The 25,716-nt window shown below is 38.3% G+C and carries 25 protein-coding genes and 1 pseudogene; 9 read left to right on the top strand and 17 right to left on the bottom strand.

Annotated elements, in window-relative coordinates:
• Positions 1–156: 156 nt before the first annotated feature.
• The 7 genes from IPP61_17570 to IPP61_17540 form a co-directional block, all read right to left on the bottom strand.
• Positions 157–585, bottom strand: coding sequence for a molybdenum cofactor biosynthesis protein MoaE (locus IPP61_17570; GenBank protein MBL0326946.1), 429 nt, complete (start codon positions 583–585; stop codon positions 157–159).
• Positions 585–1,574 carry a HesA/MoeB/ThiF family protein gene (locus IPP61_17565; GenBank protein MBL0326945.1) on the bottom strand — a complete coding sequence of 330 codons (990 nt, stop codon included), beginning with the start codon at positions 1,572–1,574 and terminating at the stop codon, positions 585–587. Before IPP61_17565 ends, IPP61_17570 begins: the two co-directional genes overlap by 1 nt.
• Positions 1,575–1,814, bottom strand: a complete 240-nt coding sequence (locus tag IPP61_17560) for a MoaD/ThiS family protein (protein MBL0326944.1) — start codon at positions 1,812–1,814, stop codon at positions 1,575–1,577. It lies immediately after the preceding gene.
• Positions 1,815–1,820: 6 nt separating this feature from the next.
• Positions 1,821–2,915 carry an XdhC family protein gene (locus IPP61_17555; protein ID MBL0326943.1) on the bottom strand — a complete coding sequence of 365 codons (1,095 nt, stop codon included), beginning with the start codon at positions 2,913–2,915 and terminating at the stop codon, positions 1,821–1,823.
• Complete coding sequence (locus tag IPP61_17550) at positions 2,912–4,051, bottom strand: cysteine desulfurase (protein MBL0326942.1); 1,140 nt, start codon at positions 4,049–4,051, stop codon at positions 2,912–2,914. Before IPP61_17550 ends, IPP61_17555 begins: the two co-directional genes overlap by 4 nt.
• A 198-nt stretch (positions 4,052–4,249) precedes the next feature.
• Positions 4,250–6,493 (bottom strand): xanthine dehydrogenase family protein molybdopterin-binding subunit, encoded by a 2,244-nt coding sequence (locus IPP61_17545; protein ID MBL0326941.1) that lies wholly within the window; start codon positions 6,491–6,493, stop codon positions 4,250–4,252.
• A 23-nt stretch (positions 6,494–6,516) separates the two neighbouring features.
• Positions 6,517–6,972: a (2Fe-2S)-binding protein gene (locus tag IPP61_17540; GenBank protein ID MBL0326940.1), complete on the bottom strand. Its 456-nt coding sequence runs from the start codon at positions 6,970–6,972 to the stop codon at positions 6,517–6,519.
• 281 nt (positions 6,973–7,253) lie between these two features.
• Here IPP61_17540 and IPP61_17535 point away from each other — a divergent pair, with 281 nt between their 5' ends.
• Positions 7,254–8,498 carry a glycoside hydrolase family 5 protein gene (locus IPP61_17535; GenBank protein MBL0326939.1) on the top strand — a complete coding sequence of 415 codons (1,245 nt, stop codon included), beginning with the start codon at positions 7,254–7,256 and terminating at the stop codon, positions 8,496–8,498.
• A gap of 2 nt (positions 8,499–8,500) precedes the next feature.
• Here IPP61_17535 and IPP61_17530 read toward each other — a convergent pair whose 3' ends face one another.
• The 6 genes from IPP61_17530 to IPP61_17505 all read right to left on the bottom strand — a co-directional run bounded on the left by IPP61_17530 (position 8,501) and on the right by IPP61_17505 (position 12,590).
• Positions 8,501–9,235 (bottom strand): sulfite exporter TauE/SafE family protein, encoded by a 735-nt coding sequence (locus IPP61_17530; GenBank protein ID MBL0326938.1) that lies wholly within the window; start codon positions 9,233–9,235, stop codon positions 8,501–8,503.
• Between the two features lie 363 nt (positions 9,236–9,598).
• Positions 9,599–10,030, bottom strand: a complete 432-nt coding sequence (locus tag IPP61_17525) for a cytochrome c (protein ID MBL0326937.1) — start codon at positions 10,028–10,030, stop codon at positions 9,599–9,601.
• A gap of 259 nt (positions 10,031–10,289) precedes the next feature.
• Positions 10,290–10,913 carry a nucleotidyl transferase AbiEii/AbiGii toxin family protein gene (locus IPP61_17520; protein MBL0326936.1) on the bottom strand — a complete coding sequence of 208 codons (624 nt, stop codon included), beginning with the start codon at positions 10,911–10,913 and terminating at the stop codon, positions 10,290–10,292.
• Complete coding sequence (locus tag IPP61_17515; GenBank protein MBL0326935.1) at positions 10,868–11,170, bottom strand: hypothetical protein; 303 nt, start codon at positions 11,168–11,170, stop codon at positions 10,868–10,870. The genes IPP61_17520 and IPP61_17515 overlap by 46 nt, the downstream gene beginning before the upstream one ends.
• A gap of 175 nt (positions 11,171–11,345) precedes the next feature.
• A complete protein-coding gene (locus IPP61_17510; protein MBL0326934.1) occupies positions 11,346–11,705 on the bottom strand; it encodes a hypothetical protein in 360 nt (119 codons plus the stop codon).
• Positions 11,706–11,816: 111 nt separating this feature from the next.
• Positions 11,817–12,590 (bottom strand): hypothetical protein, encoded by a 774-nt coding sequence (locus tag IPP61_17505; GenBank protein MBL0326933.1) that lies wholly within the window; start codon positions 12,588–12,590, stop codon positions 11,817–11,819.
• Positions 12,591–12,736: 146 nt separating this feature from the next.
• Here IPP61_17505 and IPP61_17500 point away from each other — a divergent pair.
• The 3 genes and pseudogenes from IPP61_17500 (at position 12,737) to IPP61_17490 (ending at position 14,228) form a co-directional block, all read left to right on the top strand.
• Positions 12,737–13,623: pseudogene (locus tag IPP61_17500) on the top strand (helix-turn-helix transcriptional regulator).
• A gap of 88 nt (positions 13,624–13,711) precedes the next feature.
• On the top strand, positions 13,712–13,960 hold the full coding sequence (locus tag IPP61_17495) for a type II toxin-antitoxin system Phd/YefM family antitoxin (GenBank protein ID MBL0326932.1): 249 nt from the start codon (positions 13,712–13,714) through the stop codon (positions 13,958–13,960).
• Positions 13,953–14,228: a type II toxin-antitoxin system mRNA interferase toxin, RelE/StbE family gene (locus IPP61_17490; GenBank protein ID MBL0326931.1), complete on the top strand. Its 276-nt coding sequence runs from the start codon at positions 13,953–13,955 to the stop codon at positions 14,226–14,228. The genes IPP61_17495 and IPP61_17490 overlap by 8 nt, the downstream gene beginning before the upstream one ends.
• 229 nt (positions 14,229–14,457) lie before the next feature.
• On the opposite strand, the gene IPP61_17485 is transcribed toward IPP61_17490, so the two are convergent.
• A complete protein-coding gene (locus IPP61_17485) occupies positions 14,458–14,796 on the bottom strand; it encodes a HigA family addiction module antidote protein (GenBank protein ID MBL0326930.1) in 339 nt (112 codons plus the stop codon).
• A gap of 13 nt (positions 14,797–14,809) precedes the next feature.
• Positions 14,810–15,088, bottom strand: a complete 279-nt coding sequence (locus IPP61_17480) for a type II toxin-antitoxin system RelE/ParE family toxin (GenBank protein ID MBL0326929.1) — start codon at positions 15,086–15,088, stop codon at positions 14,810–14,812.
• A gap of 297 nt (positions 15,089–15,385) precedes the next feature.
• On the opposite strand from IPP61_17480, the gene IPP61_17475 reads away from it, so the two are divergent.
• On the top strand, positions 15,386–16,285 hold the full coding sequence (locus tag IPP61_17475) for an alpha/beta hydrolase (GenBank protein MBL0326928.1): 900 nt from the start codon (positions 15,386–15,388) through the stop codon (positions 16,283–16,285).
• 27 nt (positions 16,286–16,312) lie between these two features.
• Here IPP61_17475 and IPP61_17470 read toward each other — a convergent pair whose 3' ends face one another.
• Positions 16,313–18,808 carry a cation-translocating P-type ATPase gene (locus tag IPP61_17470; GenBank protein ID MBL0326927.1) on the bottom strand — a complete coding sequence of 832 codons (2,496 nt, stop codon included), beginning with the start codon at positions 18,806–18,808 and terminating at the stop codon, positions 16,313–16,315.
• 109 nt (positions 18,809–18,917) lie between these two features.
• Between IPP61_17470 and IPP61_17465 the strand changes: the two genes are divergently transcribed.
• The 3 genes from IPP61_17465 to IPP61_17455 all read left to right on the top strand — a co-directional run bounded on the left by IPP61_17465 (position 18,918) and on the right by IPP61_17455 (position 23,424).
• Positions 18,918–19,580 (top strand): hypothetical protein, encoded by a 663-nt coding sequence (locus tag IPP61_17465; protein ID MBL0326926.1) that lies wholly within the window; start codon positions 18,918–18,920, stop codon positions 19,578–19,580.
• 886 nt (positions 19,581–20,466) lie between these two features.
• Positions 20,467–22,341 (top strand): T9SS type A sorting domain-containing protein, encoded by a 1,875-nt coding sequence (locus IPP61_17460; protein MBL0326925.1) that lies wholly within the window; start codon positions 20,467–20,469, stop codon positions 22,339–22,341.
• A 138-nt stretch (positions 22,342–22,479) separates the two neighbouring features.
• On the top strand, positions 22,480–23,424 hold the full coding sequence (locus tag IPP61_17455; GenBank protein MBL0326924.1) for a 1-phosphofructokinase family hexose kinase: 945 nt from the start codon (positions 22,480–22,482) through the stop codon (positions 23,422–23,424).
• A gap of 1,073 nt (positions 23,425–24,497) precedes the next feature.
• Here the strand turns inward: IPP61_17455 and IPP61_17450 are convergent.
• The gene (locus IPP61_17450; protein ID MBL0326923.1) at positions 24,498–24,860 is read right to left on the bottom strand and encodes a DoxX family protein; all 363 of its coding nucleotides are present in this window, start codon (positions 24,858–24,860) and stop codon (positions 24,498–24,500) included.
• 121 nt (positions 24,861–24,981) lie between these two features.
• On the opposite strand from IPP61_17450, the gene IPP61_17445 reads away from it, so the two are divergent.
• Positions 24,982–25,311, top strand: a complete 330-nt coding sequence (locus IPP61_17445) for a winged helix-turn-helix transcriptional regulator (GenBank protein MBL0326922.1) — start codon at positions 24,982–24,984, stop codon at positions 25,309–25,311.
• Positions 25,312–25,716 lie beyond the last annotated feature (405 nt).

Genomic DNA, 25,716 nt, shown 5'->3' with positions numbered 1-25,716 from the left:
AATTAGTAAAATATTGAAAATCAAACATTAATCGGGGTTGTTTTTTTTGGAATAGAAATTTATCCAATGGTCAGACAAATATTTGATTCTCTGCAGGGTAACATTTATGTTGTGGTGTAATTATGATGGATTTTAATTTTTCACCAAGTCTGCCATTCAAAACCTGTTGGTTTTCCATTGGTGAGAATCATCCCCGAAAAGTTCTTTGCCAAAAATCGGAAGTTCTTTTTTGATGGTTTCGAGTAGATAGGTGGTGGCATTAATGGCTTCCTGGCGGTGCGGAGCAATAGAAATTACAAAAAGACAGATTTCTCCAACCTTAATTTTCCCGATAGAATGAAAAACCCTGAAATCCTGAATATTAAATTTCTCCAGCACTTCATTTCTGATTTCCTCCATTCTGGTTTTTACCATTTCGTGGTAAGCGGTGTATTCAATGGCGGTTACAGTTTTTCCTTTTATTTTGTCTGCCCTGATTTGCCCCAGGAAAATATTATGGGCACCCACTTCGTTTTCTGCCTGAATAGAAGAAATGGTTTCGGCTATCAATTGGGGTGAAATCGGACCGTCGTAAAATATTTCCATTATTTTTTTTCTATTTTAAAAATCCCGCCTTCTGCATTTATCAGATTTTGGAAATCAAATTTATTTTTAAGGATTTCTACTGCCCTAGCACTTCTTATTCCCGACTGGCACAATACATAAACTGGCTTATCTTTCGGAATTTCCTTAGTATTTTCTTCCAAAATATTCATCGGAATTTTCAAAACATTTTCGAAGTCGGCTTCAGGTGTCTCATCTTCGTTTCTTACATCCAAAATAAAGGCATCTGCCGGAATCTGAAATTTATTTTTCTTGGTTTCAATATTTGATTTTTGAATCCCAAAGAAAGAAGTTTTGTGGCTTAAAACATTGGTAACTAATAACTTTCCAATGAGAATGTTTTCTTTCTTCAGTATAATCTTTAAAGCTTCGGTGGCTTGTTGAATCGCAACCGTTGCCGAAACCACACCCAAAACCCCGGCTTCTTCGCAAGAAAGTACCTGGTTGTCGTCTTCGGGATAAAGGCAACGATAGGTAGGCCCATTCTCATAATTAAAAACAGAAACCTGACCCTCAAAGCGATAAATAGAGCCGTAAACCCAGGGTTTGTTTAGTTCATTACAGGTGTCGTTGATGATGTATTTCGAAATGATATTATCGGTGCCATCTACAATCAAATCAAACGTTCTGAAAATCCCGGTAGCATTTTCAGTGGAAAGTATCTCATTGAAAGTCAGATAGTTTAAGGTGGCATTGATTTCCAATAAACTCTTTTTGGCAGCTTCGACTTTTGGTAAGTTTATATCTTTTTCTTTATAAAGTACCTGCCGGTTCAGATTACTTTCTGATACCCGATCAAAATCCATCAGGCCGATTTTCCCAACGCCGGCCATGGCCAGATATTGGGCCACCAAAGTACCCAGACCACCCACACCCACAATCAAAACACTAGCCTGTTCAATCATTTGCTGGCCATCTGTTCCAATCTCCGGAAGCAGAATTTGTCTGGAATATCTTTCCTGGTTTTTCATTTATCCTCCGGCAAATGGTGGCAGAAATGCGATTTCGGCGTCTTCTGAGATTTTAAAATCGCGGACAAAGTTTTGATTAACAGCAATCCTGATATTGTCAGTTAAAATCTTACCATAGTGGTTCTCTATCCAGCTTCTTATTTTCGATTCTGAAAGAATGTTTTCCGAAAAAGTTACTATTTCTTCTTCCTTTTGGGTAGCTTCCTGTACAACTCCGAAATATTTGAATGTTATTGTCATAGTTTTTCAATCGTGAATTCGCCCGGATTTATTTCTCAAAGATCCTCCGTTTTTTTGTTTAATCACCGCCTGAATTTCTGCCAATGTTGCCAGTGCTATCTCGGCAGGTGTTTCTGCTCCAATATCAAAACCCATCGGAGAAAAAAGTCTGGAAAGGTCATCGGTATTAACTGTAATACTCTCCTCCTTAAGCGAATCCAATAATTTATTAAACTTATTTTTCGGGCCGAGAATTCCAATGTAGGTTATGTTTTTTACTGTGAGTAGTTGACTGAGTACTTTTAAGTCATATTGGAAATTGTGAGAAACCAATACTACAGCTGTATTTTCAGGATAATTTACATATTTCAAAACTTCCGAAGCCTCACCCAAATAAACCTGGCAACCTTCCTGAAATCTATGAGCCGAAGTATGGGTATGCCGTCCATCCAAAATACTGATTTCCCATCCCAAAAGGCCGGCCATGTTGCTCAAAACTACCGCATCGTTTCCGGCACCTATTATCAGAAGCTGTAAAGGTGGCTTTATTTTATTTATAAAAAATTCATTTTCATAGATATGAAAATATCCTTCAGCCACATTCTCTGACTTGAGTATTTCTTCCATTAACCCAAAAGAGAGCGGATTTTCAAAGCATAAAACATTGGAATGATGATCAATTGCAGCTATGGTCCCAATAATCTGTACTGAATCTGAAAATTGAATAAGCACTTTTGCTCCATGAGCTTGAGCATCTGCCCATTTTAATATTTCAACAGGATTGCTAGAGTCTTGAAAATCAATAGGTTCAAACAATACTTTTATCAGTCCATTGCATCCCAGTTGTGCACCAACTACGGCGTCGTTTTCGTCAGAAGTATCATAGACTATTAGTTTTTTTTCATTTCTATGCAAGGCCAGTAAGGCTTTTTTTAATGCATCTCCTTCCAGACAACCCCCGCTTATGGCTCCAAACATATTGCCGGCTTCATCTACAATCATTCTGGCCCCGGCTCTGCGGTAAGAAGAACCTTCCACCCTCACCACAGTCGCCAAAACGCATTGAAGATTACCGGTTTTTAAATCCTCATATTTACGGATAATATTTTTTAATTCGTTCATTTTCTGAGTGTTGGAATTATTGTTTTGAAGAAATCTATGGCTGCATCAATTTCACTTTCAGTAGTGAATCTTCCCATACTTATTCTGACAGATGAAAGTGCCTGATAATCGCTGAGCCCCATTGCTTTGAGTACATGGGAAGGTTTGCTCTGATTGGCATTACAGGCTGATCCCTGGGACAGTGCCAGCTGATTGAGTCTTTTTAGTAAATGGGCATTTTCGATGTTTTCAAAAACTATATTTGAGGTATTAACTAATCGATTTGCATTTACACCGTTAATTTTTACATTTTCCAGAGTCAAAAGTTCCGTTTCTAATTTATCTTTCAGCTTTTTAATTCGTTCATTTTCAGTTTCTAAATTAACCTTACATAGTTCTACGGCTTTACCGATTCCCACTATCGCCGGTACGTTGAGCGTCCCAGCCTTAAGACCTTTTTCGATCAACCCGCCATGACTGACAGGATTGATTTTTGTTTCAGATTTTTTAAATAAAACGCCAACTCCTTTGGGGCCATAAATTTTATGTCCCGAAAATACCGCCATGTCCACCGGGATATCTGCCAGGTCAATTTTTATTTTACCTAAGGCTGGAGTTATATCCGCCAGCCACTTGATTTTTGGATTATCAATTTTTTTGATTAAATCTTTTAAGGAATGAATGACTCCTGTTTCATTATTGGCCAGCATCAGACAAATCAGGATCGTATTTTCTTTTATCTTGCTTTTAAGTTCTTCAATGTTAATTTCTCCATCAGAATTTACAGAAAGATAACTTACCTCAAAGCCAAGTTTTTCAAGGTATTTACAGGTTTCCAGTACTGCTTTGTGCTCGGTTTGGCAGGTGATGATATGGCTTTCGGCCGGAGAGAAATTTGCTGCATATCCAAGAATAGCAGTATTTAAGGCCTCGGTAGCTCCTGAAAAAAATGAAAGCTCTGTGGGTTTTACTCCGATATTCTTTGCGATTGATTTCCTGGAATTTTCTATTGCCTCTTCAGCTTCCCAACCGAAAAAATGATTACTGGAAGGATTGCCAAATGCACCCGAAAAATACGGCAACATGGCAGCCAAAACCTGTGGGTCAACAGGGGTAGTGGCGTTATAATCCAGATATATTACCGGCTTGAGGGGCATGTTTGATTTAAAGATTTTTTCGAAAAATATTCCCTGATAAAACTAAAAACTCAAAAACAACGAAATTTAGAATATCAAACGGAAAAATAACCAAATTTTCAGAAAATAATATTTCAGGATTTTAATTCTAAAAATTAGCCCGCCCGGATAGGAGAGAGGCTAATTTACTTTTAAAATTATTATAAAAAATACGCTCATTTAAATAGCGGGTTGCTCTGCCGTAAATGGCTGGTTATAATATCTCTTTCCGGTATTTTTATATAGGGCATTGGCCACAGCCCCAAAAACTGGCGGAAAAGGAGGCTCACCCAAACCGGTAGGATCGATTTCATTTTGTACAAAATGAACGTCTATTTTCCTGGGGGCTTCATTATGCTTTATGATGCGATAAGTGTTGAGGTTATTATGGGCAGGTACACCATCTTTAAAAGTCATTTCACCATAAAATGCATTTCCAATTCCATCTACCACGGCACCTTGTACCATATTTGCAGCCGCATCAGGATTAATCACAATACCGCAATCCATGGCACTGGTTACTTTTTCCACATAGGGTTCACCATCTCTTGTGACCATATCCACCACATGGGCAGCATAAGAATTATGACAAAAATAGGCTGCTACACCCCGGTTGTATTTATTATTTTCAGCTTTGCCCCAACCTGATTTCTCTTTTACCAATTCCAATACTCCGGCATAACGGTCTGCATCATATTCATTGTTTTTACCTACGGGATTGGTTTTGGCACGTTTTAATAATTCCAGCCTGAAATCAATCGGATCTTTCCCCATGGCTTCTGCCACTTCATCCAAAAATGACTGTTCTGCAGCTGCATTAAAGTTTGAGCGGGGTGCCCTGAATGCACCAATAGTAATGTTGGTGGGAATTTCCCAGGATTCCGCGAGATAATTATCTACTGCTCCGGCAGGGAAACGGTTGGCATGTATCGGGCTTTCCGGCATACCACCGCCAATCACATGGAATCCAATCAGATTATTATTTCCATCCAATGCCGCCCGATAAGTCGCGGTGTACATGGGGCGATAAATTCCGTAAGTCATGTCATCCTCCCTGGTATATATTAGTTTTACCGGTGCCTTTACTTTTTGTGAGATACGGGCAGCTTCAAACACATATTGCCCATACGCTCTTCGACCAAATCCACCACCCATCCGTGTCATTTGAATTTCTATTTTATCAGCAGGAAGGTTCAATATTTTGGCCAGCGTCGGTTCGGTCCATCCGGGTGCTTGCAAAGGCCCGGCCACAAGGGCTTTATCTTCCTGCACATGTGCGAAGAAATTCATAGGTTCCATGGTATTGTGTGCCAGGAACGGGGCATTATAGGTCCTTTCAATAATTTTTGCTGCATTTTTGAAAGCAGATTCGGGATCGCCATCTTTTCTTAATTGCTGAGAAGGTTTTTTGGCAAATTCAGCCATCATTTCAAACTGATTGGCGGTAGTTTCCAATCTGCCAGGCACAGTTACTTCTCTTTTCCCGCCTCTGCCCATCATGGTATCTTTGATATCACCTGCCGGTTCCCATTGGGCTTTCAACTTTTTGCGGGCATTCATGACCTCCCAGGTGGAATTGCCGACCACAGCGATCATTTCATTGAAAGTGCGGGTGTCAAATCCTCCCTGTTCAAATCCATCCTCATATAATTTAAAGCTGAAAACATCCTTTATTCCGGGCAATTTTAAGGCTTGTGAACCATCAAAAGATTTGAGTTTCATCCCAAATGCCGGAGGATGCTGAATCATGGCAATCAACATGCCATCCACCTGATAGTCAATACCAAAAAGCGGCTTTCCTGTTACTATTTTAATTCCTTCCGCATTTTTCTTTGATTTACTGATAATTGAAAAATCCTTTACGGCTTTGGTTTTGATGTCTTTCGGAACAGGAATATTGGCAGCTTTTTCTGCCATTTCACCATATTTTGCCGATTTACCGTTTTTATGGGATAATACCCCGGCTTTCGTATTGATTTCGTTCGCCGGAACACCCCAGGTTTGTGCTGCGGCTTCTATCAGCATCTGTCTAGCAGAAGCACCGGCAGTTCTTAATGGCTTCCAGTACATTCTCACAGAGTTGCTTCCGCCGGTAAACTGCGGTCCTAGTTTTACATTATCGTGAGGTCCCATTTCCACAACTACATTTTTCCAATCCACATCCAACTCTTCAGCCACAATCATGGGAAGTGAGGTCATAACATTTTGACCAAACTCAGGGTTGGGACAAAGAATTTTGATAATATTATCAGGAGTTATTTTGATATATCCTGTTAGTTCATGCCATTTTTCAGAAACTCCTGCCGTAATATTTGTGGAAGCTTCGGCTTTGGTAAACCAGCTGAAGCTGAGCATCAAACCACCTCCGGCAAGAGCTGAAGACTTTAGGAATGAGCGTCTGTCCAATCTTTCTGTATTTTTCATAAAATCTTAAATCAAATTTAGGGTTATTTCGCCGAAGCAGATTTGATGGCATCTTTAATCCGAAGGTAAGTGCCGCAACGGCAAATATTGCCGCTCATAGTAGCCTCAATGTCTTCATCAGAAGGATGGGGATTATCTCTCAGCAATGCCGCAGCGGTCATAATCTGACCGGATTGACAATAACCGCATTGAGCCACATCATGCTCTAACCATGCCTTTTGTACGGGATGGGTTGCTTTTTCAGATAATCCTTCAATAGTAGTAATTTCCTGTTTTCCTACAGATGAAACCGGTAGTTGACAAGATCTCACTGCGGTTCCATTAAGATGAATAGTGCATGCACCGCACATGGCAATACCACAGCCGTATTTGGTTCCCGTAAGTTGAAGGTGATCTCTTAAAACCCATAACACAGGAGTAGAAGCATCGACTTCTATACTCCGGGTCTTTCCATTTACTTTAAGGTTGTACTTTGCCATATTAATAAATTGATTTCTCAAATTTCATAAAATAATCTTTCAAAAACTTATATTAATCAAACTATTATATACGAAAATCAAATTTCAAAGATTTAAACGGTGCTAATTTGAAATTTATTAGATTTATTATTCCCCAAAATATCGTGCAAAAAAATCATTGATTTCTGATTCAAACTGTTATTTTTAATACCAATTTGTGTAGAATATTTTTGAATCTACTATAAACTTGTTAACAGGATTTCAGATCAATAATTTCATCAAAAATAAAACAAACAAAACCAATGAAAAATAAATTGTCAAAATCAATGGCGGGATTAGGTTTAATGCTGATTTCCATTCTTCCTTCTTTCTCACAAAACAATAAATTCATTTCGATAAAAGGTCAGGATCTGATTGACAATAAAGGGAAAGTTTTTGAAATTAAAGGAACAAATCTTGGCAATTGGCTCAACCCTGAAGGATATATGTTTTTGTTTGAAGATAAAGCCTCTTCCTTTCGATTGATAAATGAAGCCTTTTGTGAAATGGTAGGAGAGGACTTCACCAACCAATTCTGGAGAAAATTTAAAGAAAACTATATCACAAGAGAAGATATCTTTTATATCAGGAAAACCGGGATGAATACTTTGAGAATCCCTTTTCACTACAAACTTTTTACTGAAGAAGATTACATGGGACTCACCGGAAATCAGAATGGTTTTGAATTGCTCGACAAAGTTATAAAATGGTGTGGCGAAGCCGGTATTTATGTTATCCTGGATATGCATGATGCCCCGGGTGGACAAACCGGTGACAATATCGACGACAGCTATGGGTATCCATGGCTTTTTGAAGAACCTGAAAGTCAGCGGAAATTTATAGCTATCTGGCAGAAAATAGCCAAAAGATATGTAGACAATCCAACCGTTATGGCTTATGATTTATTAAATGAACCCATCGCTACTTATCATGAAAAGGATATTCCAAGGCTAAATGCCGCCCTGGAGCCATTGTATAAAAAATGTGTCTCAGCTATCAGAAAGGTAGATAAGAACCATATTATCATGCTGGGTGGTGCTCAGTGGAACTCCACCTTTACAGTTTTCAATGACTGGAAATTTGATGATAAATTGATGTACACCTGTCATATCTATTGGTGTAAAGTGGAGCAGCAGAGCATTCAGAAATTTGTTGATTTTAAAGAAAAAACTAATCTTCCTATGTATATGGGAGAAACCGGAGAAAATACCGATCAGTGGGTTGAGGAGTTTACCCAATTATTAAACAAAAATAAGATTGGCTGGACCTATTGGCCTTATAAAAAAATGGTACCCAAAAGCGGAATGATGCGAATTGCCAAACCTGAGGGTTGGGATGAGATTATTGAATACACCAAAAAAGACCGGAGTTCATTTGGGAAAATAAGGGAGGCTCGTCCCGATCAGGTAATGGTTCGTAAAGCTATGACGCAATTGCTTGAAAATATGAAGTTCAAAAATTGTGAAGTGGATGCAGGATATATCAAAGCCCTGGGAATGAAACCTTAGATTTAGGTTAACAATAATTTCAGACAAGCAATGCTCAAGCCGATAGTCAGGAGAAACCGCAAAGTGGGGACGTTGAACCGCTGGCTCCCGTAATAGGACCCGAATAAACCACCTATGATAGTTGCGGCCACTGCATATTGCAGATTCTCTGTAAGATGTATGCCTCCGTTTTGCATTTGACCATAAAGGCCTGACAATGAATTTACAAAAATGAATAAGGCTGAAACTGCGGCAGTTTCTTTTATGGTGCCCCATCTCATGAGTAACATCACCGGGCTCAGGATTATTCCGCCGCCAATACCAATCATACCGGAAAGGATACCTATCATTCCACCGGTCAGGATGCCGAAAACAGGGTTGATTTCCCTGATTTCTTGAGAATTACCTTTAAATTGGTAGAGCATTCGGGCTATGGAAAATAGTATAGTTACCGCAAGAATTTTCTTATAGATATCATCAGTAAGGGTCATTGCTCCTCCTACATACGCGAGGGGGATGCTACCGATTGCAAAAGGAAGGAAAAGTTTAAATTTGAAATGCCCTGCCCTATAAAAACCAATAAAGGAAAACGCCGAAACTGCCAGGTTCATGACCAGTGCTGAGGGTTTCATCATCAATGGAGCAACTCCGGCTATTGCCATTACTGCCAAATAACCACTTGCACCCCCATGCCCAACAGAGGAGTAAAGAAACGCAATTATGGCAAGAAGCAATAACAAAATGGCTAGAGAGGTCATTTACGTTTAATTTGTACGTTTTTCAATCCTTTACCAGGCTATCGGTTTTGAAATCTTTTGCTGAACTTTTCAGTGCTGCAACTTTTAAAATAAATGAATATTTCCTCAAATATCGGTGTGGTCTTTAAAAATTCTCTACTTTTTGGAGAATATCGGTTTAAAGTTCTTTACAAAACTTTTTTTCTTTTCCGGATTATCCTTCAATGCAAGAGATAATTAAATCTCCAAACATAATTAATCAAATAATAGAACATTGTCCCTAAACCATTTCAACGTTATTTGCAGAGTAAAAACAAATAACAATTGAACAACCTAAAATTAATAAAAAAACAATTTTTCGGATGCTTTACAAAAACCTAAAATCTAAGGTTTTTTATAAGGTACAAAGTCTTTTATTTTTGCTTTTAAAGCCGGCTGTATTTCAGAAGGTTGAACAGGCTCAAACTTATTTCCCCAGGAATTTGAAATAAAATTAATCACATCCGCGGTTTGTTCGTCAGTTAATTTAAAAGGGGTCATTTCGCCTTTATAGGGTATATTGTTAACTTTTATTGCACCCTTCATTCCTTTTGTTACAATATTTATCACCCTTTTTTTATCAGAAAGATTAGTGTTTTTTGCCAATGGCGGAAAAACCCTTTCTAGACCTTTGCCGTCCATCATGTGGCAGGCGACGCAATTTTTGGTGTACAGGCTTTTTCCTTTATTAATGCTTGAATTCAAATCAAATTTTTGAGCAGTAGAGAAAAAACTAATGAATAAAAATAAAACTGAGAATTGGATTGTATTCTTCATGTTGAATAAAATTTTAAATTAAACACAAAATAAATCCGTATATAATTTAAAAATAATGATAACCGCCATTTTGGAAAAGAATAAATCTTAGGTTTTTAAATAAAAATAAATCTGAATTGGAAATATATGATTCGTATTTCAATGATAATTAAAAATAAAACGATGGATTTAAAACATCAAATTTTCGTAAAAATTAAAAGCTAAATAGTTTTTCTAAAGAAATATTTAAGACAAACATATCTGTAGTTGATTTTTCATTTCAGCTTAAATAAGCTCTGACGGTTTCAGTAATCTGCTTTTTAACTGATTTCCAGGTTTGGTTTTTCAGACTGATTGGTTCTTCACTTTCATCTGCATCGTCGAAATATACCATAGTCTGTGGAACAGATATAAGGAGATTTTGAGTGGAATACTTTTCTTTGTGGAATTCTACAAAGTCTTTTACACTAAAATGGTTGAGCAGTTCGGCAATATCCCAAAAGTCTTTTTTTTTGCCCCGACCCAAAATTGCCTGCACTTTCATAGCAATTATGTCTTCGGGTGAAAACATCCTGATTCCATCTATTTCTACTATGGGTCTGATCAAAGGATGTGGCGTGCGAACAATATCTAGCTTAAGATCACCGATGTATCCAAATATTCCAAAATGGGTAGAGGTTCGAACACGATATTCTTTAGGAAATTTTGAAATTATTCCATCAATAATCGTTTGATTTTCAAAATTAGAATTGCTAAATAAATCTATATCATCAGAAATTCTATGACCATACAATAATGAAAGTGCAGTACCACCCACCAAACAAAAATCTTTGAGGTTGGGCAGAAGCATGAGTTCTTTTAATATGGTAAAAGATCGCCCATCGACTGTCTCAAGGTGTAGCATCTGAATTCGGTAATAGGTTTGTCAATAACTGCACTTGCCAAATACATGGTGTGTTTCGGCAAAAATTTGGCGTTTAATAAAGCCTCGGTCACTTTTTCATCTCCATAATACCGCCTGCAGTTTCGGATATCCTGCACATCACCACGTTCAAAAACCCGTTCAATCACGAAATTGGCCTTTGCATCATAGTCAAGGTTTTCGAAATTGACATCCCAAAATATCCTTTTCTCAAATATAGGTTTTGGTTTTTGATCCATGTTTAAATTTACAGAAATTCAAATTTAAGAAATCCTCAGAATTTAATCCATATTAAATCTTAATTTCAGGAATTTCAAATTTACTTCCAGATGTTTAACACAAATATTTTTTGAATCATTCATACAAAATGTTTGAAGGTGCCTTTTGGGATTTCCGAATGTGAAAACATCGCTTTCACTTTTCCCATTTAAATTTCACCATAACATTCCCTTTACCTAGAGCCGAGCTAAGTTCGGTAACATCATCAATCTTCCCAATTTTTGTATAACTATAGGAAGTAGAAAATCCTTTGTAAAATAAAACCAGTGTGCTTGAACCATACATCATCAAATCACCTGCTTCTATGCGGTTTGGTACTGAGGCCTGGGTTGGTACACTTTTGGGTAATTGAGCAAACTTTTCATTGTTGTTTAGTTCGTTCATGTTTAATGTCAATGGCAATTGGGCTACAAAAGATTTTGTTGTGGCATTTTCAGCCAGAGTTGCAGTAAATACCTTTTTCCCGATTGTAATTTCTAATTTAATATTTTCCATTGCAATATATTTTTTATCAAATTCCTGTTTTTTTATTGGGGAAGAAAAATTTAAGAACTGAATAAAAAACCCGGTTGAGAAAATAAATAATCTAAGCATAAAAGGAGGTGTTTAATTAATTCTTTTCAAAATTTTCTTAAAATTATAATTCAGTGTCACATTCCACATAAAGTCTTTGTTACCGGGTACATCTGATTTAAAGGTTTGATTGATTGTAGATTGAATTGTGAAAGGAAGCTTTTTATGTCCCAAAGCTCCGGTAACCGTCAGATAATCTCCCCGATAACCATCAGTATATAAAAAATAGACCGAAGGGAAAATATTAAAGTAAAGATTCTTGCTCAGATTGATATCCGTGATGGCAGAATTTAAAAATAAAACTCTCGTGAGCTGTGGACCATGTTTTTGAAGACCATTTCCCTGAAGATACATGGCACTCAGTCCCAACTTACTATTGATTTGATAACTTGGAACAGCCTCAAAGGCAATAAACCTCAGCATTTCTGTTATTTCTTTGGTGGAGCCATCTTCTGTGTCGCTCCTTCGGATAAGAGTAAATGCAGGATGAGTGCCAATTCTGAAACCAAATTTTTTGTTATCTACTAATTGATAACGCAGCCACCAAAGCATCCCTCCATTTTTAGCGTCAGGAACCATTCTGATGTCAGGTTCAAAACTAAATTTCTTTTTTTTGAATGCCAAACTTGCTACGAAAGCGGAATGGTTTAATGAGAAAGTGGGTATGATGGAGAAACCATTGTTAGTGAATCCCACCGAACCCGAAAATGTCGAAATATTATAGGTACTATCAGCGGTTTGGGCATTACAAAAAGCAGAACTAAAAAATAGTATTAACCAAATTTTTAAAAAACGATTGTTTTTCATAAAAAGAAAGTCTTTTATTTTATAATTGCAAAACTAAAGTTTGACAGAGCATATCTTTTATACATTTTACTTTTTGGCTTACCAGTTTTACAGGTTGACTTAATTATTTGATTATAAGTATTTAAATTTACTAAAAATATGAGGAGATGATTATTTACGATAGCATAAAAACATATAATGAGACTTTCAACCATCCGACCCTACATCCACTTATCAGTGTATTGGATTTGGGGAAAGGAAATCTGCTAAAACGCAATAAGTTCAAAATGGATTTTTATGCTATTGTAATCAAAGACAGCAAATGTGGCGACCTTCGATATGGTCTGAAATATTATGATTACGATGAGGGAAGCATAGTTTTCTTTGGGCCGGGTCAAATTGCCGGCTCAGAACCTGAAGGCGAATGGCATCAACCTTATGGCACAGCCCTGGTTTTTCATCCTGATTTGTTGAAAGGTACCAACCTCGCCAAACAAATTCATGATTACTCGTTTTTTGGGTATGATTCCTATGAGGTATTGCATGTTTCAGAAAAAGAAAGGGCAATGGTGGACATTTGTTTTGGAAATATCGAGTCAGAAATAAGGCAAAACATAGACAAACACAGCAAAAAGATAATTGTTGCCAACATTGAGCTCTTACTAAAATATTGCAGCAGGTTTTATGACAGGCAGTTTATCACAAGAGAGGACGCCAATCATATGGTCATCGAAAAGTTTGATAATTTGCTTACATCCTATTTGATGAGTGATGATCTTCAAAAATATGGGATACCTTCTGTTGCTTACTTTTCAGAAAAATTGAATCTATCTGCAAACTATTTTGGGGACTTATTGAAAAAGAAACCGGCAAAACGGCGATAGAATTCATACATTTAAAATTGATGGAATTGGCCAAAGAAAAGGTTTTGGACACAACTAAAAATATCAGCGAAATCGCCTACGACCTCGGATTTAAATATCCTCAGCATTTTACACGGCTTTTTAAACAAAAAGTAGGAGTAAGCCCGATGGAGTTTAGGGGGGTGAATTGAGAGTACAATCTAAAAATTTCAACAAAACATTTGCTTAATAGTGTCTTTAATAGTACTTTTAAAAGTACTATTAAAAAAGATATATAATATGATAGCTGCAAATGATCTGAAAGTAAGAGGTTTAAAGGCCATAGATGAGGAAATGGAACACTTCGATGAAGTCGGCATTACGGTTCGTGGAAAAGTAAAATATGTGGTTATGAAAGTTGAGAAGTTTGATGAACTACGTGAATATGAATTAGATAGAGCCCTGGCAGAAGCACGGCAAGATATTAAGGAGGGAAGATTTGTTGTTGAGTCAGCCGATGAACATTTAAAAAGGCTCTGGAATGATTAAAATAGTCAGTACAAGGCGATTCGAAAAAAGTCTTGAAAAATTCAAAAAACAACATCCAGAACTTAAAAATCAATATTCTAAAACTATATATTTATTAGAGGACAATCCATTTCATCCTTCCCTTCGTTTGCATAAGTTACAAGGAAATCTGCAAGAATTTTATTCGGTAAGTATAAATATGAAATATCGAATTTTGCTCGATTTTATCATTCAGGACGACAAGGTTATACTTTTAGATATCGGCAATCACGATTATTTGTATCGGTAATATGTGAATAATTAGCTTCATTCATCTTTTTGATTTTAAAATCTTTAAATGTGCAGCTATAAAAGTCGAAGGCGACCCCTGTAGCTCTTACCTTTTTCCGATCAATTGTGAACCTATTTTGATAGGTTTTTTGATGCTACTGATAGCCATTTAAAAACATGGCATATTTTTCGGCATTATTTCGCAGAACTGTCAATTGAGGTTTTTGACTAATGAATTAGATGGTCTCTTAAACATGATGAGCTGTAGCGTTGTTTTTTGATTTAGGCCAAAACTGTTTGACCTGATTCCTTTTGACCGCCCTTTCGGCATGCCAAAGGTCATAATTCCGCTGAACATTTAACCAAAATTCTGCCGATGTACCAAAAGCTTCTGAAAGCCTTACGGCCATCTCCGAGCTTATACCCTGGTGCTCGTTTAATATATTAGATAGTGTTTTCCGGGTTACTCCCAGGCCTTCTGCTATTTGCGATTGAGTGTAATCCATCCCTGTTTCTTCTTTCAGACCTTCTATGGTCTCTTTGATTAAGACTCCAGGATGTGAAGGTCGCATACCTCTTTTTAACATTTTGTTCTCTTGTTTAATGATAATCCAAATAATCGACATCATACACATGCTTATCTTCATATCTGAAAATAATCCGCCAGTTTCCTGAAACCTTCACACTGTAAAAGCCTTTTCTTTCTCCTGCAAGAGGGTGAAGCTTCGCCCCAGGTATATTTATATCATCTAAAGATGTCGCAAATTCTAGTCGGGTTAAAATACTTCTAATCCTTGAAACATGAATGGGTAGCAGCTTTGAAGGGTTGTCGTCTTCATATAAAAGCTTCAGTCCTTTATGTTGGAAACTTTTAATCATAACGCAATTGTAACATATAACGTTACATATTGCAAGAAAAAAAATGATTTTTTTTATGACCTGGTCAAAATCTATTATTTTACTTTAATTATATGCATAGTTTTTATATTAAAAAGTTAAAAGAAAAGTATTTGAGAATGAAAACCATTGACGAAATTGCCTGCGAACTCGGTTTTAAATATCCTTTACATAGAACGATTTTTAAGCAAAAAACATGAGTGAATCCGATGATGCTGAGATAAGTCGATTCTTAAAATTTTAAATGAATTAAACTGGAAATCTTTTTATCTTTAGGTTATGAAATATTTAAGCCAAAAACTCCTGATTCTTATATTGTGTTTAATCACAGTAAACGGTTTTTCCCAAACCTCTAACCCCGTTTTGAAGCTATTTCCAGAGGGAACCATTTTGCAGGGAAATATTTCATATCAAAACGATACCTTAAAAAAACATCTGGTTGATATTTATTTGCCGGCAAAATCTGCGGGAAAGCTTCCTTTTGTAGTTTTTATCCACGGTGGCGGTTGGCTTGTAAACGATAAATACGCCGATATGGGCTATATGGGAAATACCCTCACCGCCTTGATTAATAATGGTTTTGCCGTGGCTTCCATTGATTATCGCTGGGCATCTCAGGCAAAATTTCCCGCACTGATTCAGGATTGCAATCAGGCAGTTAGTTTTCTTTGTGAAAATGCTGCAAAATATAATCTGGACAAAAACCGAATCGCTCTCATGGGCTTTTCAGCCGGAGGACACCTGGCCACATTGCAAGGTCTGGCCAACAACAACCGTGTGCCTTCATTTTTTGATCCTAATAAACCTGAGGTGTTTAACTTCAAGGCGGTGGTAGATTATTATGGACCGGTGGATTTGGTCTCTATGCCCGGAAGTGAGAATCCATTTGCTGCGGAATCTATTCTATTGGGTGCAAGTCCAATTTCCCGGCCTGATTTGGCCAAAACTGCCAGTCCTGTGACTTATATCGATAAAAATGATCCTCCTTTTCTTATATTTCATGGTGAAAAAGACGAGAGTGTTCCCAACCGGCAATCAAAATTGATGCATGGCTGGCTCAAGGCAGTAGGCGTGGAGTCAGAACTGATCATCGTACCCAATGCCCCGCATTATGGGAAAATGTTTGATACCGAAGAGTACAGCAAAAAAGTGGTTGATTTTCTGAAAAGGAAATTATAATGCCATTTCAATCAATAACTTTTTAAATTATCTTATTCTCTTCAACCATTTTACACCTTCATACCATATCACCGATACAAAACCAGCTCCGACTGCCAATCCTAATTGCCTTATATCTGGCGATTGAAATTCAAAGAATCGGGTCAGGGGCTTTACAAACAAAATTACTCCGACGATAGAGACCGTAATAAATATGATCCACAACACCAGGTTATTTTTATATTTCAAAGTAGTAATTATAGAATAATAAAAGGATCGGTTGATGAGCGTCAGAAAAATGTTGGAAGTTATCAGTGTTGCAAAAACCATGGTGCGGGTGAGTGCTTCAGTATAGCCTTGTATCACGGTGTATTGATACACAAATAGTGTCCCTGCAGTGATGACCAAGCCCTGAACAATACTCACGGATAACTCTTTCCAGTTAAAGAAAGTTACCGACAAGGCCTTGGGTTTTTGCTGCATGGTGTTTTTTTCCATCGGTTCGTTTTCATAAATGATGGAGCAGGTGGGTCCCATGATGATTTCAAGAAAAATAATGTGTACCGGCGAGAAAATATTGGGGTATTTCCAGCCCAATGCCAAGGGAACAAACACGGTAAGAATGATGGGAATATGAATAGATATGATGTACTGAATGGCCTTTTTGAGATTGGTATAGATTTTTCGGCCCATGGCTATGGCTTTCACCATTTTAGATAAATCATCTTTCAGCAATATCAGCGAAGCCGCTTGACGGGCTATTTCAGTGCCCTTTTTTCCCATGGCAATACCAATATGGGCAGCTTTAAGTGCGGGACCATCGTTTACTCCATCACCGGTCATGGCCACTATCTGCTCATTGGCTTTGAGTGCATTGATGATCTTGAGTTTGGCTTCGGGAAACATTCGGGTAAATATGGAATATTCCATCACAGCCTTGTTTAGGACTTCTTCACTCATTTTCATAAGCTCATCTCCCGAGATATTCTTTTCAAAATCCCGGAATCCCACCTGTTTGGCTATCGATGTGGTGGTTGCGGCATTGTCTCCTGTAATAATTTTTACCGCTATGCCAGCCTCGTAAAAGTGTTCCAGTACTTTTTTGATATTCTTTTTAGGGGGATCATAAAATGCTACCAATCCCAGGAAGACAAATTCCAGCTCCTGTTGTGTTTTGGGGAATTCTTTTCCGGAAAAGCCGGAGCTTCCCACTGCCAAAACCCTGTATCCCTCTGTGGCCATAGTACTTATGGCTTTATTTATGTCAGACTTTTCTTTTTCCGAAAGTTTTGCAACTGCCATCAATGCCTCCGGTGCTCCTTTGGCCGCTATGATTCTATTTCCCGATTTACTTTCAAAAATATGGGTCATCATGGGTGGTTGTCCTCCCAGGGGATATTCGTGGATCATCTTAAAATCATGTCTTTCGTCGTTTTTGCTTATCTCTTTATACGACTGATGCAAAGCCACTTCCATAGGGTCAAATGGAATGGGTTCACTGGCCCACATGGCAGTTTGCAGGAGAGCTTGCTCTTCTTCTGTCATGGTCTTTGAAGTTTCAAAAATCCGGTCGGTTTTCAATAAATAAAGTTGGGCAAGGCTCATTTTGTTTTCTGTGAGGGTACCTGTTTTGTCTGTACAAATCACAGTAGCACTGCCGAGCGTTTCCACGGTTTTCATTTGCTTTACCACGATGCCCATTTTCATCAATCGCCAGGCACCCAACGCCATGAAGGTTGTAAATGCCACTGGAATTTCTTCAGGCAAAATGCTCATCGCCAGGGTAAGCGATCGCAAAAGGCTTTTTAAGAAATCTGCTGAATGCTGATAATTGATTACCCAAACGATCAGGAAAACTACTAGTCCTGTTATGGCCATTTTCTTTACAAAATTGGCAATCTGAATTTCCAGCGGTGTTTTTTCTTCTTTAATACTCTCCAGACCTTTACCTATTTTCCCAAGTTTGGTGTCGTTTCCAATGGCCGTGATTTCCACTATCGCCAATCCACTTCCTACTGTGGTACCACTATAAATATTGGGATCTTCACTGTCTTTATCTTTATAGGCCGGGAAAGATTCACCGGTTAGGATAGATTCGTTTACCGAAAAATCATTGGAATGAACAATCTTGCCATCAGCAGAAATGAAACTTCCTTCTTCAACCATAAGACTATCTCCTATCACCAAATCTTCACTTTTAATTTCTATAACTTCATCGTTTCGAATGACTTTACATTTGGGTTGGGTGAAATCCTGAAGTTTATCCAAGGCATTTTTGCTGCGGGAATCCTGATACAATGAGATGGAAGCCTGGAATAGAATGGCTACCAACATAAATATTCCATCGCCTGTTTTTCCACTGATAAAATAAATAGTAGCAGCCACTAAAAGCAAAATCATCATGGGTTCAATCAGGATTTTGACTATGGCAGAAAATAGGGTATTTTCTTTTTTGAACTGGAGTTGATTGGAACCAAATTGTTTTCTTGCAAGCAAAACTTGCTCAGGATTTAAACCTTTTATATTGAAATGATTAGCTGTCATATTCAAATATAGGGATTTTTATAGATTCAGCAGGGCTGCCGCTGATTAATTTCGGTATTAGTTTATCTTCTGGTTGCATAATTCTTAAATTTGAATTCAATTGAATGATATGAAAAGAATATTTTTCTTACTGATATTTATTAATCAGATAGTTTTTGCACAAAAGGTAATTTTGGAAAAAGGTAATCTGATTGCTAATCAAGTTTATATGTCCTTTGAGAAGATTGAAGGTAAAAATGCCCTGAGAGTAGAGAAGGATTCGACCCTGATACCTGTTGATGAACCTACTTTCGTAAAAATTAAAGATTTGGATTTTAAGGATGGGGAGATTGAGGTTAAGGTTCTGAGCCGATTATTGAAAAATGCAAGTCCTACTGCACGGGGATTTATCGGGATTGCATTTAGAATTGATGAAAAAAACGAACATTTTGAATCAATTTACATCAGACCTACCAATGGCAGGGCGGATGACCAGGTAAGGAGAAATCATGCAATCCAATATTTTTCTTATCCTGACTATAAGTTTGATAAACTCCGGAAAATCAGCCCTGAAAAATATGAATCCTATGCCGATATGGGATTAAACGAATGGATAATTATGAAAGTGGTTGTAAAGGGCAACAAAGCGAGTCTCTTTCTCAACAACAATACCCAGCCGGCATTGATTGTTAATGATTTAAAGCTTGGTGATCAAGCCCGTGGCGGCATCGGTCTATGGGTGGAAGTCGGCACCGAAGGCTTCTTCAGAGACTTAAGCGTGAAACATTTTTGATTTACTTATAGCTCAAATATGCGACCTTTCGGCTACGCCTATTACCAAAGTGCCAAAAAAGAATCCTGTTGCTTACTCCCTGTTGCCTGTTTACTAAATAGCAACAACCCTCCAAAAAATACAAATTCCCTTCGTGCATTTTGTGCCTTCTTCGTGACTTTTGTGTAACAATTATACCGCAAAGAACACAAAGGAACCGCAAAGAGAATCCCTTAATGCCCTTAATTCCTTAATGGTAAAAAAAACCTCACCCCGTCACGCCGTTAGCGTGACACCCCTCCCTGTATGTCGTACCACCAGAGAGAGAGGAGCTGGTAAGAATTGTTTGAGTAGAATAGGAGAGTGAAACAATTACTTTATTTACTCTTACGCAATCTGAATCTAAAACACTGTTGCCTACTGCCTGATGTCTGTTACCTTTTTTACCTAAAACTTCCAATTAATACAAATGCCCTTTGTGCCTTTTGCGGCTTCTTCGCGACTTTTGTGTAACATAATTACGCAAAGCACACAAAGGAACCGCAAAGAAACCACAAAGAGAATACCTTAAGAATCTTAATTCCTTAATGGTAAAAAAAACCTCACCCCGCCTTTCAGGCACCCCTCTCCAGAGGTAGAGGGGCTGGTAAGAGTTATTTGTGTAGGTTAGGAGTGAAAAAATCTTTTTTGGCCCTTTTGCACTCTAATAATAACTTTCCAACTAAAACCCTGCAACCTACTGTCACCCTGAGCTTGCCGAAGGGCATTAACCTAATTATCACATTATCACATTATCAATTAGCACATTAACACATTAGCACATTAGCACATTACCACATTAACACATTATCCTTCCTTTTGATTTCCTGAATATTGCTCGTAATTTTAGGTCTATTTATTCTTTACAATGAAAAAATACCAAAGAATCTTATCCTTTACTTCAATATTATTTCTTCTAATTTCACCAGGATTTTCCCAAATTAAACTCACAGTAAATCCCGAATCAGAGGTCAGACCCATTTCTCCCTATATCTATGGCCGGAATAACTCCTTCAGCTCAACTGACCCCACTGCTCAGATGAGTGCTGCAGATCTTACCCGTATCAAAGATGCCGGCGTGAGATTCTTCAGAGAAAACGGAGGCAACAACAGCACCAAATACAATTGGAGGAAAAAGCTTTCGAGCCATCCAGACTGGTATAACAACATCTATACCAACGACTGGGACAACGTAGTGCTGAACATGCAAAAAAACTTCCCCTCGGCACAAGGCATGTGGGCATTCCAGTTGATAGGATGGGTTGCTGCCAATAATCAGAACAATTTTAATGACTGGAATTACAATGGCTCCAAATGGTGGGAAGGGGTAAATCAAAACCTCGCCGGCAATGGCGTACTTAACCCCACCGGAACAAAAGCCAAAGTAGAGGGTAATCCCAAACTATATCTTGAACCCTGGCCTGCCGATTCCAGCACAGCTATACTGAGCCACTGGTTTGATCGCCTGAAAGTGAAAAAAGAAAACGCCCGCTACTGGAACATGGACAACGAACCCGAAATATGGAACGGCACCCATGATGACGTGATGCCCAGCCTCATCACCGCAGAGGAATTTATTCAGCGTTATATAAAGATGGCTATCAGTGCCAGGGCAAGGTTTCCTGAAATAAAACTCACCGGCCCGGTAACTGCCAACGAATGGCAATGGTACAATTGGAACAACGACGCCGTGGAATACAATGGAAAAAAATATAACTGGACAGAATACTTCATCATGAGGCTGGTCGAGGAAGAAAAAAAGACCGGAGTCAGGATGTTCGATGTGATCGATCTGCATTTTTATCCTTCAACCTCCAGTCCTGCCGAGATAGCCCAATTGCACAGGGTATTCTTTGACAAAAACTATGTCTATCCCGAAGCCAACGGCCTGCGAAGACTCAATGGTGGCTGGGATACTTCTCAAAACAAAGAATACATATTTGGGAGAATCAACGGATGGCTTGATCAGTATCTTGGAAATACCCATGACAGAACACTGGCCTTGACCGAATCAGGCATTAATACCGAAGATGCCAACCTTTCCGCAATATGGTATGCCTCTACCATGGGGGAGTTTATGAAAAACGGCGTGGAGATATTTACACCCTGGAGCTGGAAACCCGGCATGTGGGAGGTGATGCACCTCACCAGCAATTACAATAAAGCCCAATATTGCTCAGGCACATCAGACTCCGACGAAAAGGTAGGAATTTATCCATCTAAAAATAGTAACGGTGATTCTCTTTCGCTTTTAATAATAAACAAAACAGCCACCATTCAGTCGGTAAGCGTATCATTTGATCAATATATACTTGATTCGGATGTGCCCTTAATACGAATTCAGGATTTACCCAAAGCCGAAACCTTCGTTTCCAAATCGCAGAATGCATTGGTAAAGGAAACTATAAAACCTGCCAACAATAAGCTAAATGTTACCCTAAAACCGTATTCAGTCACGATAGCCATGGTAAAAGGGCACAAAGGAATATATCAGGAAGCAACTTTGGGAACGGAAAACCGGGAAGAGGTCATAGTTTTTCCTAATCCTGCTGAACATCAACTCAATATCGAATTACCCGGTGAAGAAATCAAAAGTTTGGAAATATTGGACATGAGTGGAAGAGTGGTTTTGAAAGGAAAGAGTCCTAAAATGATTTTACCCGAATACATATCCAAAGGAACCTATTTCATAAGAATTGACACCGGCCAGAAAACCGTTGTTAAGAAGTTAATTGTGAATTAATACCAAGATTATATTCCGCAAAAAAAAATGAATACACAGATTGTAATTTGATTATCTATTAATTTTTAAAATAAATACCCAATTAATACATTATAATTCAGGACATTATTTCTCATTTTCAAAAAATAAAAACAGTAAATGTCAAAAAGCACTGATTTTAAAATAGTAAGCCTCACGGTAAATCCCTCCATAGATAAAAGCACCCGGTTTGAGGGTCTTGTTTCGGAGCAAAAGATCAGATGTGAAACTCCCAAATTTGACTCAGGTGGCGGTGGAATCAATGTTTCAAAAGCGATAAGGAGATTAGGAGGCGAATCATTAGCCGTCTTTACAAGCGGCGGCTATCCGGGCCAATTATTGAATGATTTACTTAATAATGAGGACATCCCCACTTTCCCCATTTCTATTTCCCAGCCTACCCGGGAAAATTTCATCGCCGTTGATACCCTTACCGGACTTCAATATAGGTTCGGAATGCCGGGACCAAACCTGAATTCAACTGAAGAAGAACAAGTTTTAGAAAGTATTAAATCTATTAAGCCACAATATTTGGTGGCCAGCGGTAGTTTACCTCCCGGTTTGAGCGACGGTTTTTACAATAAAGTGGCAAGAATTGCAAAAAAGATAGACGCCCGATTTGTTTTGGATACTTCAGGCGATGCCCTCAAAAGTGCATTACGTGAAGGGGTGTATTTATTGAAACCCAATCTGGGCGAATTGGCAAGTCTGGTAGGTGCTCCATCTCTGGAATTAAATGAAGTTGAAAAAGCAGCCAGAGAATTGATCTCCAAATCATTTTGTGAAATCGTGGTGGTTTCGATGGGGCCCAAAGGGGCTCAGTTGGTGACCAGGGACATTTCAAAACATATTCCGGCACCTGTAATTAAAGTTAAAAGTACGGTAGGGGCTGGGGACAGTATGGTAGGAGGGATGATTTGGGCACTTTCTCAAAACAAATCGCCCGTCGAGGTAGTACAATATGGAATCGCCTGTGGTTCAGCTGCCACTATGAACGAAGGCACCCAATTGTTTGTAAAGGAAGATGCCCTCAAACTATTTGACTGGATCCAGCATAATTCCTAAAACATAGACTTGAGCTAAATCACAGATATAAAGTAAGACTAATCAATTGCAAAGCTCTGTAAAGTAAATGGACTTTTATTCTCCTTATTTCATAATTTAATTGGAAACAGAATCCCTTTGTGCCCTTTGTGCCCTTTGTGCCTTTTGTGCCTTCTTAGTGTCTTTTGTGTAATAATTATACCGCACGCAATGGAGTCGCTAAGTTCCACATTGGAATACTTTCTTAATGCCCTTAATTTCTTGATGGTTAAATAAAACCTCACCCCGCCTTTCAGGCACCCCTCTCCAGAGGTAGAGGGGCTGGTAAGAATTATTTATGTTGGTTAGGAGTGAAAAAAATCTAGTTAGCTCCTTTACACTCTGATGATCACTTTCCACCTTAAATTCCTTATGTCAGTTCGAGCATAAGTGAGCACGATAGTGCGAAACTTACCAGCGTAGCTGTCGAGAACCAACTGCTTGATACCTCTTTCCCGAAAAACTAATTACTCTTTGTGCATTTTGTGTCTTCTTCGCAACTTTTGTGGTTTAATTATACCGCAAAGAACGCAAAGGAGTCGCTAAGTTCCGCCAAGGCATTTCCTTAATGATCTTAATCCCTTCATGGTAAAAAACCTCACCCCGCCTTTCAGGCACCCCTCTCCAGAGTGAGAGGGGCTGGTAAGAATTGTTTGAGTAGATTAGGAGAGTGAAACAATTTCTTTATTTCCTCTTTTGCACTCTGATGATCTCTTTCCAACTTTCTAACTTACCACCTTTCCAACTTAAAATTCCCTATGTCAGTTCGAGCGTAGTCGAGAACCTACTGGCTATTGCCTCTTTCCACCTTAAATTCCCAATGTCAGTTCGAGCATAAGTGAGCACGAGAGTGCGAAACTTACCAGCGTAGCTGTCGAGAACCTACTGGCTATTGCCTCTTCCCACCATAAAACCCCATTAACAAATTACCCCATTACCCCATTACCCCATTAGCACATTAACACATTACCCCATTAGCATATTAACACATTACCGCATTAACCCTTTAACCCATTAGCACAAAACCTATAAAAGTTGTGCAGACCAGAATACTTTTACGCTCTGTTAAAAAGTTGTTGACCCAATTCCGGAAATCTGACTACGCTGGTAATCCATATCAGGATTTGAATCACCACCAACATGATCAATGACTGACCTGTGGTTAAATGCACCGCCATGGCTCCACCCATGTAGGCAATTGCCAATAGCGACCCAACCACCCCTGTGCGAGGAAATAGAAACAGGGCTGCAATAATTAATTCCAAACCTCCAAGCAGGGTTACGTTATTAATACCTCCCAGACCTTTCACCATTTCTGGTGTGCCACCCATCAATTTCAATATGCCACTTCCTACAAATACGAATGCTACTAATCCGGCCAAAACCCAGCCGGTAATGTTTTTTGTCTTACTGTTCATCTTTTTGTTTTTAATTTCAAATTATTGTTGCAAAACTATTTCCATTACTTTACTTTTGCAAGTAGTTACACTTATGTTAAGTAGTACCATATTGTAAAGCTTTGCAGATATTCAATAGGTTATGGAAGAAAATAATTTAGAAAATGTTGAGCACAGGTGTACCTTAAAGGAGATTCTGGACATAATGGGAGGAAAATGGGCTATCCCCATCATTTATTCTTTACTTGAAGGTACCAAACGGTTTAAGGAATTAGAACGAACAATTCCGAATATAAACACCAGAATGCTTGTCAAAGAATTGAAGAATATGGAGGCCAATGAAATCCTCAAAAGAGTAGTATATGCCACGGTACCTCCTACGGTAGAATATACGCTTACCTTAAAAGGTAAGAAGCTCAGACCTGTCATCGACGAGCTTCGAAAATGGGGAGAAGAATTCGCTGTCAAATAAGGATTAAAACTAAACTATATAGATTCAACCCTGCATTTTACGCCATCTAGAATATATATTGATTTAATTACTTGTTTTTTATACTCATTTCACTCGCAAGCGGGTTTAATAAACCGTAATTTATCATTTCGAAAACGCTTCATTTTACCATTCCATCATTCCATCATTCCCCCTGAGTTCAGTTTATCCCGACCTTGCCGAGTGGTCGAAGGGCTTTAACTTAAAGAATTATAAATTATCACATTAGCAAATTATTAATTAACACATTACCAATAGCAACGCTTTCCATAATAACCAAGTTAAGCTTTGTGTCTTCTTCGCAACTTTTGTGGTTTAATTATACCGCAAAGCACACAAAGGAGTCGCTAAGTTACGCGAAGGCATTTTCTTAATGCCCTTAATTTC

The organism is Cytophagaceae bacterium (genome assembly GCA_016722655.1).
GTDB lineage: Bacteria > Bacteroidota > Bacteroidia > Cytophagales > Spirosomataceae > Leadbetterella.
Note: the sequence above shows the minus strand (reverse complement) of the source record. Positions and strands in the feature narration are given on the sequence as shown.